At 68.5% G+C, this 11,598-nt stretch carries 9 protein-coding genes; 5 read left to right on the top strand and 4 right to left on the bottom strand.

Translation table 11 applies throughout. The features are described 5' to 3' along the window. From K0M70_RS11090 to K0M70_RS11080, 3 genes are all read right to left on the bottom strand, one after another. A partial coding sequence (locus K0M70_RS11090) for a membrane dipeptidase (protein WP_290781919.1) occupies positions 1-708 on the bottom strand: 708 nt, incomplete at its 3' end. Positions 709-859: 151 nt separating this feature from the next. Continuing rightward, the gene (locus tag K0M70_RS11085; RefSeq protein WP_290781918.1) at positions 860-2,035 is read right to left on the bottom strand and encodes a class I SAM-dependent rRNA methyltransferase; all 1,176 of its coding nucleotides are present in this window, start codon (positions 2,033-2,035) and stop codon (positions 860-862) included. 40 nt (positions 2,036-2,075) lie between these two features. Beyond that, positions 2,076-3,212, bottom strand: a complete 1,137-nt coding sequence (locus K0M70_RS11080) for a GGDEF domain-containing protein (RefSeq protein WP_290781917.1) — start codon at positions 3,210-3,212, stop codon at positions 2,076-2,078. A gap of 306 nt (positions 3,213-3,518) precedes the next feature. Here K0M70_RS11080 and K0M70_RS11075 point away from each other — a divergent pair, with 306 nt between their 5' ends. From K0M70_RS11075 to K0M70_RS11060, 4 genes are read left to right on the top strand one after another with little or no spacing between them, the layout of a single operon-like run. After that, complete coding sequence (locus K0M70_RS11075; protein WP_290781920.1) at positions 3,519-4,454, top strand: TerC family protein; 936 nt, start codon at positions 3,519-3,521, stop codon at positions 4,452-4,454. Between the two features lie 49 nt (positions 4,455-4,503). Further along, complete coding sequence (locus K0M70_RS11070; RefSeq protein ID WP_290781916.1) at positions 4,504-5,280, top strand: rhomboid family intramembrane serine protease; 777 nt, start codon at positions 4,504-4,506, stop codon at positions 5,278-5,280. Positions 5,281-5,337: 57 nt separating this feature from the next. Further along, positions 5,338-8,199 (top strand): EAL domain-containing protein, encoded by a 2,862-nt coding sequence (locus tag K0M70_RS11065; RefSeq protein WP_290781915.1) that lies wholly within the window; start codon positions 5,338-5,340, stop codon positions 8,197-8,199. Positions 8,200-8,207: 8 nt separating this feature from the next. Next, positions 8,208-9,413 carry a GGDEF domain-containing protein gene (locus tag K0M70_RS11060; protein ID WP_290781914.1) on the top strand — a complete coding sequence of 402 codons (1,206 nt, stop codon included), beginning with the start codon at positions 8,208-8,210 and terminating at the stop codon, positions 9,411-9,413. Here the strand turns inward: K0M70_RS11060 and K0M70_RS11055 are convergent. Continuing rightward, positions 9,410-10,039, bottom strand: coding sequence for a DUF2238 domain-containing protein (locus K0M70_RS11055; protein WP_290781913.1), 630 nt, complete (start codon positions 10,037-10,039; stop codon positions 9,410-9,412). The two genes, K0M70_RS11060 and K0M70_RS11055, sit on opposite strands and share 4 nt — an antisense overlap. An 87-nt stretch (positions 10,040-10,126) precedes the next feature. Here K0M70_RS11055 and K0M70_RS11050 point away from each other — a divergent pair, with 87 nt between their 5' ends. Then, the gene (locus K0M70_RS11050) at positions 10,127-11,545 is read left to right on the top strand and encodes a M28 family peptidase (RefSeq protein ID WP_290781912.1); all 1,419 of its coding nucleotides are present in this window, start codon (positions 10,127-10,129) and stop codon (positions 11,543-11,545) included. The last annotated feature ends 53 nt before the right edge of the window (positions 11,546-11,598 follow it).

The following is an 11,598-nucleotide window of genomic DNA, read 5'->3' as shown; positions in this document are numbered from 1 at the left end:
CACCGGCATGCGCTCGATCAGATCATCGAATACCGCATCGGAGGCATGCGACTGATCGATGACGATGCCCAGCCGCACCGCTTCATCCACCAGCGCCTTGCCGGCCGGGCTCAGCCCCTTCCATTCGGCGCCCTTGGGATCGGTGGCCGAATCGGCGAACTCGTTGTTGGCGAAGTGCACGGTGCTGAGCAGGCGCAGGCCGGCCAGGTGGTAGTAACTGAGCAGCGTGGGATCGTCGACCAGCGGGCTGGCGTTCTCCATGCTGATGTAGACCACGCGCTTGCCGGCGGCCTTGATGCGCGCGGCATCGGCGGCGGTCAGCGCGAGCTGGAAGGTGTCCGGATGCGCGGCGAGCATCTCGCGGATTTCCGTCAACCGCAGCAGGCCGGCATCGCGGTCGTGCTGGTGCGCCTGCGCACTGCGGTCGCCCTGGTCGGTGTAGATGGCCCAGAAGCCGCCATCGAGCGCGCCTTCCACCATGCGCGGGTAATCCACCTGCGACAGGGCGTTGTGGTCGTGGCGCTGGGTGATGTCGAAGCCGTCGCGGTGGAAGTTGGCCGGCGTATCGAGGTGGCTGTCCAGGGTCAGCAGACGCTGCTGCAGCGTGGACGCCTTGGCCAGCTCCTGCGGGGTGAACTCGATCGCGTGGGCGGCCAGCGGCGTGCACAACGCCAGCGAAACCAGCAAAGACAGACTGCGCAACGTCATGACGCCTCACCTTGGTTGGGAAGCGTCAGACCATAGCGCTGTGGCGCCTGCCTGGGTAGGTACCGACCGTGGGTCGGTACCGGCAACCCAGCGCACCGACCCACGGTCGGTGCCTACCGGCTGCGGGACGCGGCCGGGAACCGGGGGGTGTTCAGTCGACCACGCGGCAGAACACGGCCTTGAGGTAACGCGATTCCTGCTCGTGGGCCATGAACGGATGATCCGGACCGGCGCCGGCCACTTTCAGGATCTGGATGGTGCGGCCGGCGTAGAACGCGGCGCGGCGGATCATGTCCAGGAACTCCTCTTCGCCCACCAGGCCGGTGCACGAACAGGTGAGCAGCACGCCGCCCGGCTTGATCACCTGCATGGCGAGCTTGTTCATGTCGTTGTATTTCTTCAGCGCGGCGATCACCTGCTCGCGGTCGCGGGTGAGCTTGGCCGGGTCCAGGATCACCACGTCGAACTGCTCGCCGCGCTGGTGCGCGTCGCGCAGGTAGTGGAACAGGTCGGCCTGCACGAACTTCACCGCGACGTTGTTCAGGCGCGCGTTCTTCTCGGCCACTTCCAGGATTTCTTCGTCCAGGTCGATGCCGATCACTTCGTCGGCGCCGCCGCGGGCCTTGGCATAGATGGCGAAACCGCCGGAGTTGCAGCAGATGTCGAGCACGCGCTTGCCGGCGGTGAAGCGCGTCAGGTACTCGCGGTTGTCGCGCTGGTCGGCGAAGAAGCCGGTCTTGTGGCCGCTGCCGGGGCTGGCGCGGAACTTCAGGCCGTGCTCGGTGATGACGCTGGGCTCGGGCGCGGGCGGCGAACGGAAGTCGAAGCTTTCCTGCTTCTGCACGTGTTCTTCCGAGAAGCTGTAGAAGCGGCAGCCCGGGAATTCGGTGCGCAGCGCCGCGTAGATCCACTCGCGGTAGCGGAACGGGCCGGCGGAGAAGAACTCCACCACCAGCAGGTCGCCGTAGCGGTCCACCACCAGGCCCGAGATGCCGTCGCCCTCGGAGTGCACCACGCGCCAGGCGTCGGTGGTTTCGTCCAGGCGCATCAGGTCGCGGCGCAGGGCCACGGCCGCGCGGATCTTGCGCGCGAACCAGGCTTCGTCGATCGCCTCGTCGTGGTCTTCGGTCAGCACCCGCAGGGCGATGCGCGAATGGCCGTTGTAGAAGCCACGCCCGACCCAGTGCCCGGTGTTGTCGACGATCTCAACCAGGCTGCCCGGCTTGGGCTTGGCCACGGGCTTCTCGACCATCTTCTGGAAAATCCAGGGATGGTTGGAGCGGCGTTCGATCTTGAGCTGGATCACGGGCAGGTCGGCAGTAGTCATCCGGGCATGATACCGGCCCCGGCCGCCGCTGGCTTGGGGCTCAGGCGGCCTGGATGCGGTCGCCGCCGGCGCGTTTGGCTACGTACATCGCCTGGTCGGCGCGCGTGATCAGGGCGGTGAGGTCCGCGTCCGGACCGGCGCTGGCCGCCACGCCGATGGACAGCGGGATCGGCAGCTCGTCGCCCCGGAACCGCAGGGGCACCGCCGCCAGGGAGCCGCGCAGCCGGCTTGCAACGATGTGGGCGCCCTGGATGTCGGTGTTTGGCAGCACCATCACGAACTCATCGCCACCCATTCGGCACAGCAGGTCCTCGCCGCGCAGCACCAGGCGGGCGCGGGCAGCCAGGTGCCGCAGCATGCAGTCGCCCGCCTCGTGGCCCAGGCGGTCGTTGACGGCCGTGAACTGGTCCAGGTCCAGCAGCAGCACGGCCAGGGGCTGGGACAGCCGGCGCGACTCGGACGCCAGCGCGTGGCCGCGCTCGTCCAGGGCGCCCCGGGCCAGCACGCCGGTCAGCGCGTCTTGCGAGGCCAGGCGGCGCAGTTCTTCGTAGGCGCGCTCGGTGTGCATCAGCACGAAACCCAGGCTCAGGAACGTCGCGCCGACGCAGGCATACATGAACACCGCCATGTCGCTCGGCCCGGCATCGAACAGGCTGCCGTTGGCGCGGGGTGCCAGGGAGTGCTCGACGAAACGCCAGACCGCCGTCAGGACGCCCAACACCGCGAAAGCCGCCGTGAGCCGGGCGGCCGAGAAGCCGACCCGGTCCAGGGAAGGTGACAGCGCCAGGGCGAGGCCCGAGGTCAGCACGATGGCGGCGGCGGAGTTCACCAGCACGCGCGCGCTGTAGTTGGGGTAAGGCCCGGCAAACACCAGCAGCGCCGCCGTGGCTGCCGCGACCACGCCCCACCAAAGCCAGCGCCGTTCGGGCAGGCCATGGAAGCTGCGCACGGCCCGGCACATCTCGGCAAAACCCAGCAAAAGCAGGGCGTTGCCCAGTGAAATGGACAGCACCGGGGGCACGACGCCGCGCATGGCCAGCAGCAGCCAGCCGATCGGCTGCAGCATCAGGCCCACGGTCCAGATGCGCAGCGGCCGCCGGCGCCCGACGGGGAAGCTGCGGCCCACCTGGGCCAGCAACACCACCGTAAGCAGGCTCAGCAGAACCCCCACCACCATCACTGACCGGACATCCAGCGCCATATTGGCCCGTTACCTGTAATTGGACCGCGACCCGCCCTGTTTACGCGACGGTCACGACTTGTGCCAGACTCTGCATCGTAGAAGGGGAGTAGCTCCCGCTGCCGAGATCGTCATCACGGACCTGAAAACGGGTCCCGGTCCGGCAGACAGGTCCAGCGGACCTGTGAGCGAGACCTTCGCCCGCCAGCGGCGAAGGTCGTTCCGTCCCGGAACACCGCGTGCGCTCTCGGCTGCGCGGCACCGTTACCGGAGACGACGTTGGAAACCATTGCCACACCCCTGATGTGGGCCATATTCACGGCCTTCGTGATCGCCGCGCTGGTGGTGGACCTGCTGGTGCTGCGCCAGAACGGGCCGCACAAAGTGTCCACCCGCGAGGCCCTGATCTGGTCGGCCTGCTGGATCGCGCTGGCCATGGCCTTCAATGCCGGCCTGTGGTGGTATCTGCAGGGCCAGATGCCCGAGGCCGAGGCCAGGCGGATCGGACTGGAGTTCCTCACCGGCTACCTGGTGGAGAAGGCGCTGGCGGTGGACAACATCTTCGTGTTCCTGATGCTGTTCACCTACTTCGGGGTGCCGGCGCAGTCGCAGCAGCGGGTGCTGATCTTCGGCGTGCTGGGCGCGATCGTGCTGCGCGCGATCATGATCTTCATCGGCGCGGCCCTGATCGCCCAGTTCCACTGGATCCTGTACTTCTTCGGCGCGTTCCTGCTGCTTACCGGCGTGAAGATGCTGTGGGCCGCCGGCCAGGAGCCGGACATGGACAAGAACCCGATCCTGCGCTGGATCACCGCCCACCTGCCGCTGGTGCGCCGCTACCACGGCGAGGCGCTGTGGATCGGCCAGGGCAAGCGCCGCAAGTACACGCCGCTGTTCGTGGTGCTGATCATGATCGCGGTCACCGACGTCATCTTCGCGGTGGATTCGATCCCGGCCATCTTCGCCATCACCACCGACCCGTTCATCGTGCTGACCTCGAACGTGTTCGCGGTGCTGGGCCTGCGCGCGCTGTATTTCCTGCTGGCGGGCATGGCCGAGAAGTTCCACCTGCTGGCCTATGGCCTGGCGTCGGTGCTGATCTTCATCGGCGCCAAGATGCTGATCGTCGATATCTACAAGATCCCGGTGATGGTGTCGCTGGGCGTGGTGGTGGCGGCGCTGGCGCTGTCGATGGTGCTGAGCGTGATGATCAAGCCCAAGTCCGCCCTGGCGGGCTGAAGGCACGGCGGGGGCTTGCGCAGCGCGGCGCCGGCCCCACCTCTGATCGATGGACGCCACTCCCCAGCAGCATGCCGCCGCGGTCCGCGACCGGTTCCAGAACGCCCTCCTGGCCAGCCTGGCCTTCGTAGCGCTGCTGGGGGCGATCTTCTTTGCCGGCCCTTGGCTGGGCGACACCCAGGCCTGGAGCCTGGTGCCGCAGAGCTGGCCGGGCCTGGTGGGGGTGCTCACCGCGCCCCTGCTGCACGGGTCGGCGGGCCACTGGCTGGGCAACAGCAGTGCGCTGCTGGTCCTGGGCACGCTGGTGGGCACGGTGTACCCAAAGGCCGCGCTGCGGGCGCTGCCCGTGATCTGGGTGCTGTCGGGCGTGGGCACGTGGATCATTGGTCGCCCTTCGTTCCACATCGGCGCCAGCGGCGTCACCCACGGGCTGCTGTTCCTGCTGCTGTTCCTGGGCCTGCTGCGGCGCGACCGCGCGGCGATCGCGGCGGCGCTGATCGCGTTCTTCTTCTACGGCGGCATGCTGCTGACGGTGCTGCCGCGCGAGGCCGGCGTGTCGTGGGAATACCATTTCAGCGGCGCGGTCGCCGGCATCGTGGCGGCATTGATCTGGCGCCGCGCCGACCCGCAGCCGCCGCGCCAGCGCTACAGCTGGGAGGACGAGGAAGAGGCGGCCAACCCGCTGGACGACGCCGACATCCTGGAGCCGCCCCGCCCGCAAGATGTGCCCGTGCTGTGGCACCGCCAGCACCCGCCCCAGGGCGTGGTGCTGCCGTTCCGGCCGCGCGTCAACCCGGGGCGTGAAGGGCCCGACGGCCCCGCCTAGACCCCCTAGCGGCGCTGAGGGCCGAAGCGCACAGTAGGGTCTTGCCCGGGAAGTCCAATGTCCAAGCCAGGATCGCAAGTTTTCACCGGTCCGCCCGATGCATCGGCCCTGCAGCCCGCCTGCCTGGCGGAGTGGTTCCGCGGCGCCACCAGCAGTTCGCTCACTGCGGTTTACATCTTCGAGCCGCTGATGTCCGACGACGGCACGGCGGCCGATTTCCGCTTCGTGTTCGCCAATGCCCTGGGTGACGAACTGCTGAACCGGGACGGGCACGACCTGGTTGGCCTGACCCTGCGACAGGTGCTCCCGCCCAGCCGGATCGAAAAGGTGGTGCAGCAGTGCCGCGACGTGATGTCTGGCGGCGAATCGATGGTGGAGGAGTTCGAGGTCGTCGAGTATCCCGCCAACATGCGCTGGCTGCGGCACGAGGTGGTGCCGATCCAGGGCGGCGTGGTGATTACCAGCGAGAACATCTCGCTGCGCAAGCAGGCCGAGTGCGCGCTGGCGCAGCGGGAGGAATGGTTCCGAGCGGCGGCCGAGGGCAACCTCAACGCACTCTTCATCAACCAGGCGGTGTACGACGAGGCTGGCGACGTGGTGGACTTCACCTTCGCCCACGTGAACGAACAGGGCGGGCGATTGGTCGGAATGGACCCCGCCACGATGGTCGGCCGCAGCATCTGCGAACTGTTCCCGGTCAACCGCTCTGAAGGTTACTTCGAGCGCTACCGGCAGGTGTTCCTGGAACGACGCTCGGTGGTGGATGAATTCCCCATCAATTCGCCGACGCTCAAAGCCAAGTGGCTGCGCCAGATCGCCGTGCCGTGGTCGGGCGGGGTGGCGCTGAGCGCCGAGGACATCACCGCAGAGGTCGAAAGAAAGCATGAACTGGAGGCACGTCAGCGCATGCTTGCGGCCTTCATCGAACAGATCCCGGGGCCGGCCTGGATCGCCGACGACCAGGGCATTGCCCGGGTGTACAACCAGCATTTCGCCCGGCTGGGCGGAGATCGTTTAGCCATGCACGACGGGCCGGTGTCGCTCGATGCGCTTTTCGACCCGGTGCAGAGCGCCATTTACCGCAGCCAGAACGCCGAGCTGATCGCCCATGGCATCGCCCGTCGCAACCCGGAAGCGGGACCCCGCGCCGACGGCAGTCTTGGCGTTTACGACGTCTTCCGGTTTCCCATCGATGCGGCAGGCGAGCGCCTGGCCGGCGGCCTCGCGCTCGACGTCACCGACCGCGAGCAGCTGCAGCGCCAGGCGAACCTGCTGGGCGCGATCGCGAGCGAGGCGAACGATGCGATCTTCGCGCTGGCGCTCGACGGCACCGTCGTGCAGTGGAGCGCTTCGGCCGAGCGGCTGTTCGGCTACGGCAGCGAAGACGCCCTGGGCCAGCCCTTGGCGATGCTGTTTCCGCCCGAGATGATCGACGAACTGGACCAGATACGGGCAAAAGTGGAGGGCGGGATGCCCGTGATCCGGCATCCTTCGCGCATCCTTCGCCGCGATGGCCAGCCACTGCAGGTGGACATGTCGCTGGCCACCTATCGCATGAATGACGCTGGCGAAGCCTGTATCGCCGTCCTGGCCAGCGACGTCTCGGCTCGCGTGCTGGCCGAGGCGCGCGCGGACTATCTCACCAGCCACGATGCCTCCACCGGGTTGCTCAACCGCGAAGGCTTCATCCAGCAGCTGTCGCGCAGGGTGGAGGACGATGATCGGCCGCTGGTGGCGCGCATTTCGCTGCGCGAAGCCGAGACCCTGCGAGACCTGCTGGGTTCGCCGATGGTCGACCGCCTTGTGGCGGCCTATGCGCTGCGAATGCTGACGTCGTTGGCGCCGCATGCCGCGGAGATCGGCCGCGACGGCCCCGACCAGCTGTTGCTTTCACTGGCCGGTGGTGCCCGTGGCGAAGCCGCACTGTTGGCCGCGTGGCCGGATCTGTCGCGCGAGATCGCGCTCGACGACCAGCGCTACAGCCTCAATCCTCGGCTTGGCTATGCCCTGGCCAGCGACGGCGCCGACGAAAATGGCCAACGCCTGCTGCGCGCCAGCGACCTGGCGCACGGTCAGGCCGTTGCGCGCCAGACCACCGCCGCCATCGCCTTCGAAGACGGCATGGTCGAACGCCTGCAGCGCCGGGTCGAGATCCAGCGCGAACTGGCCAATGCCGTCGGGCGCGACGAACTTTCGCTGGTCCTCCAGCCGGTCTTCTCCGACGCCGGTGGCGTGGTGGGCCTGGAATCGCTGGTGCGCTGGTCCAGCCCGCTGCTTGGATTCGTCAGCCCCGGTGAGTTCATTCCCATCGCCGAAGAATCCAGCGCCATCGTCGCACTGGGGGATTGGGTGCTCGAACAGTCATGCCGCGAACTGCGGCGGCTGGATGGCCAGGGGGGCGACTTGCTTTATGTTGCCGTGAATGTCGCCGAGGCGCAGCTGGCCCGCGGAAACTTCGCCGAGCGTATCGGCCAGCTGCTGGCCAGGCACGAAATGCCGCCGCATCGCCTGGAGTTGGAAATCACCGAGCGAACGCTGATGGCCGACACCACGGTGCACCAGGCCAACCTGCGCGACCTGCGGGCGCTGGGCGTGAAGCTGTCGGTGGACGACTTCGGCACCGGCTATTCAAGCCTGTCCTATCTGCTGCGGTTCGCGGTGGACAAGATCAAGATCGATCGCAGCTTCATTGCCGGCCTGGGCGTGCACGGCAGCCACGACGCACTGGTGCGCACGCTGGTGGCCCTGGCCGATTCGCTGGGGTTGGAGTGCGTCAGCGAAGGCGTAGAAACGCAGGACCAGCTTTCGCGCCTGCGCACACTGGGCTGCAGTATGTTCCAGGGCTACCTGCTGGCCCGGCCGATGGCGCCCGCCGCCCTGCGCGAGTGGCTGGCCGGGTGTGGCGTCCAGCCGCGTTAGCCCCGGCTATGGCCACTTCCTGGACGTTCGACATCCGCTCGGCCCTGCTGGTGGGTGCGCTGCTTACGCTGATGATCGGCCTGGTGCTGCTGGTGGTTGGCCGCGCGCTGCCCGCTGCCTACCGTCCCAGCGTCCGCTGGTGGGTGGGCGCCACCCTGCTGCAGCCGGCCGGTTTTGCATTGCTGAGCCTGCGCGACACGCTGTCGCCGATCCTGAGCATCGTGGTGGCCAATGCCTTCGTGGTGATGGGGTTGACCGCCTACGTGGTGGCGCTGCGGCGCTTCCACGGGCTGCCGGCGCGGCACGGACCGTTGGCGGCGGCGGTGGCGGCCATGGTGGCGGCGTCGTTTTACTGGGGTCTGGTGGATCCCGACCTGACGTCCCGGCTGATCGTGGTCTCGATCATCCTGGCCGGAGTGCTGGGCACCAGCGCGGCCATCATCTACCGCCACGGCCGCGGGCCGGTGCGTCACGTGGCCGGCGTGCCGTTCGCGGCGGCGGCGGCCATCATGGCCTACCGCGCGGTGGTGCTGCTGTTCGACCCCAGCCTGGTGACCACCGTTTTCCAGGTCACCCATGTGCAGCTGCTGACGTACGCCGTGGCCAGCGTGCTGCCGGTGATCGCCACCATCGGCTTCCTGCTGCTGTGCACCGAACGCAGCCAGCACGAACTTGAGCGCGCCGCGCGGGTGGACTACCTCACCGGCTGCTACAACCGCCGCGCCATCGAGGAACTGGCCACCCACAGCATGGCCGGCGCGCGTCGGCACGGCCTGCCGCTGTCGCTGCTGGTGCTGGACATCGACCACTTCAAGCGCATCAACGACGAACTGGGGCACGCCATTGGCGACCTGGCGCTGATGGAGTCGGTGGCGCGCATCCGCACCACGCTGCGCACCGAAGACGTGCTGGGCCGGCTGGGTGGCGAAGAATTCATCGTCCTGATGCCCAACGCCGACGGCGCCAGCGCGGTGCAGGCCGGCGAACGCATCCGCAGCAGTTTCTCCGCGCAGCCGCTGCGCATGGACGGGCACCACCGCACGGTGACGCTGTCCATCGGCGTGGCGACGCTGGCGCCGATGGACCGGGAGTTCTCGCAGCTGCTCCAGCGCGGCGACCGCGCCATGTACGCGGCCAAGAACGCCGGCCGCGACCTGGTGATGCCCGACGCCATGACCGGCTGGGAACCGCCGCCGGGCGAGCGCGCGGTCTAGCGCAGCCCCAGCTGCCGGTCGTGCACGCGCGCCAGCAGCAGCTGGGCGATGATCGCGCCGCAAAGCGCCATGAACATGTCCCACTGCGTGTCCCAGACGTCGCCCTGGGTCGCCAGGAAGGCATCGGCGTCGCCGCCCCACACCAGCGCGGCCCACCATTCAATCAGTTCGAAGAACGCGCTGAACGACAGCGCCGCGGCCAGCACCAGGTAGAACAGCCAGCCGCCGCGCAGCAGCGGCGTGCGCCGCAGCAGCAGTTCGCGGGCCAGGATGGCCGGGACGAAACCCTGCGCGAAGTGGCCCAGGCGGTCGTAGTGGTTGCGCGCCAGGTCGAACGCTTCCTGGAACCACAGGCCCAGCGGCGTCAACGCGTACGTGTAGGCACCGCCGTAGATCAGGATCAGCGCGTGCACCACCAGCAGCCAGGCCAGCAGCGCGCTGAGCGGGAAACGGCCCCAGACCCAGGCCACCAGCGGCAGGCCGACCGCCACCCACACCACTTCCAGCATCCAGGTGAGACGGTCGTGCGGCGAGATGCCCGACCAGGCCAGGGCGCCCAGCACGATGACCACCATCAGCCAGGCCTGGGTGCGGTGGGGCGAGGCGATGTTTCCGTGGGTGGTCATGACGGTCTCCGTGGGCCCTGCACGCGGCCATCATTCCATGCGGGCTGCCGCGATGTTAGCTTCCAGCCTCGCCCACGGAGCCCCCAGATGATTTTCCGCCCGACGCTGCTGTTCGCCCCGCTCGCCCTTTGTGTGCTCGCGGCCTGCAGCCGCCAACCCGAACCGGCGCCGCCGGATGCCGACCCTGCAGCCACGGCCGACGCCAGCGGGCCGGCCCGCATCGAGGCCGACGTGCGCTTCCTGGCTGACGACCTGCTGGAGGGCCGCGCGGCGGGTACGCGCGGCTACGACCTGGCGTCCCTGTACGTGGCCAACCGCATGCGCGCCATCGGGCTGGCGCCGGCGGGCGACGACGGCACCTACTTCCAGCGCGTGCCGCTGCTCGAGGCACGGCGCCAGCGCGAAGGCGCGCAGTTCACGCTGCAGCGCGACGACGGGGCGCTGTCTTTCACCTTCCTGGATGAGTTCCTGCCGGGCATGAACTTCAACGCGGCCAGCCATGTGCTGAGCGCGCCGCTGGTGTTCGTGGGCCAGGCCGTGCACGCGCCCGACCTGGGCTACGACGACTTCAAGGGCGTGGACGTACGCGGCAAGGTGGCGGTGTATTTCTCAGGTGCGCCGGCGTCCTTCAGCAACACCCAGCGCGCCTTCCACGCGTCGGGCCACGAGAAGATGTCGCAGCTGGTGGCCAACGGGGCCATCGGCGCCATCGGCATCGGCAATCCGGTGGACGATGCCAAGTACCCCTGGGCGCGCGGTGCGCGGAACTGGGAAATGGCCGGCATGCGGCTGGTGGGCGCCGACGGCAAGCCGGCGGACGCCTGGCCCGAGCTCAAGGCCACCGCCACGCTGAGCGTGGAAGGTGCGCGCAAGCTGCTGGCCGGTGCACCAATGCCCGTGGACGAGATCTTCGAGCGGCGTGAAAGCGGCAAGCTCGAATCCTTCGACCTGCCCGGGCGCGTGACGCTGGCCGGCGCCACGACGCTGCAGGCCGTGGACAGCCGCAACGTCATCGGCAAGCTGCCCGGATCGGACCCGACGCTGGCGGCCGAGCACATCGCCTATTCGGCGCACCTGGACCACATCGGCATCGGCGCCGAAGTGGACGGCGACGGCGTCTACAACGGCGCGTTCGACAACGCGCTGGGTATCGCGGTGATGCTGCAGGCGGCCACCGAGCTCAAAGCCGACGCCACCGCGCCGCGCCGGTCGCTGCTGTTCGTGGCGGTGACGGCCGAGGAGCGCGGGCTGCTGGGCGCGACTTACTTCGCCCAGTTCCCCACCGTGGCCAAGGACTCGCTGGTGGCCAACATCAACATGGACATGCCGGTGTTCCTGACCGAAGTGACCGACGTGGTGCCGATCGGCATCGAGCACAGCACGCTGGAAGCCGACGTGCAGGCCGCGGCCGCGCAGCTGGGCGTGGGGGGGGGGGGGGGGCCCCACCCCCCCCGGGGCCCGGGCGCCACTTTTTTCTTTGAATTGAACGGCGGGGCCCCCACATGAAGCTGCTTTATGTCGAAGACAACCCATTCGATCGCGACCTCACCCGGCGCACG

This window comes from Arenimonas sp. (assembly GCF_019459675.1).
Classification (GTDB): Bacteria; Pseudomonadota; Gammaproteobacteria; order Xanthomonadales; family Xanthomonadaceae; genus Arenimonas.
The sequence above is the reverse complement of the archived record's forward strand: the minus strand, read 5'-3'. Positions and strand labels throughout refer to the sequence as shown.

Coding starts and splice junctions, on each gene's coding strand:
- K0M70_RS11085 (WP_290781918.1), bottom strand. CDS start 2,035: ATGACTACTGCCGACCTGCCCGTGATCCAGCTCAAGATCGAACGCCGC.
- K0M70_RS11080 (WP_290781917.1), bottom strand. CDS start 3,212: ATGGTGGTGGGGGTTCTGCTGAGCCTGCTTACGGTGGTGTTGCTGGCC.
- K0M70_RS11075 (WP_290781920.1), top strand. CDS start 3,519: ATGTGGGCCATATTCACGGCCTTCGTGATCGCCGCGCTGGTGGTGGAC.
- K0M70_RS11070 (WP_290781916.1), top strand. CDS start 4,504: ATGGACGCCACTCCCCAGCAGCATGCCGCCGCGGTCCGCGACCGGTTC.
- K0M70_RS11065 (WP_290781915.1), top strand. CDS start 5,338: ATGTCCAAGCCAGGATCGCAAGTTTTCACCGGTCCGCCCGATGCATCG.
- K0M70_RS11060 (WP_290781914.1), top strand. CDS start 8,208: ATGGCCACTTCCTGGACGTTCGACATCCGCTCGGCCCTGCTGGTGGGT.
- K0M70_RS11055 (WP_290781913.1), bottom strand. CDS start 10,039: ATGACCACCCACGGAAACATCGCCTCGCCCCACCGCACCCAGGCCTGG.
- K0M70_RS11050 (WP_290781912.1), top strand. CDS start 10,127: ATGATTTTCCGCCCGACGCTGCTGTTCGCCCCGCTCGCCCTTTGTGTG.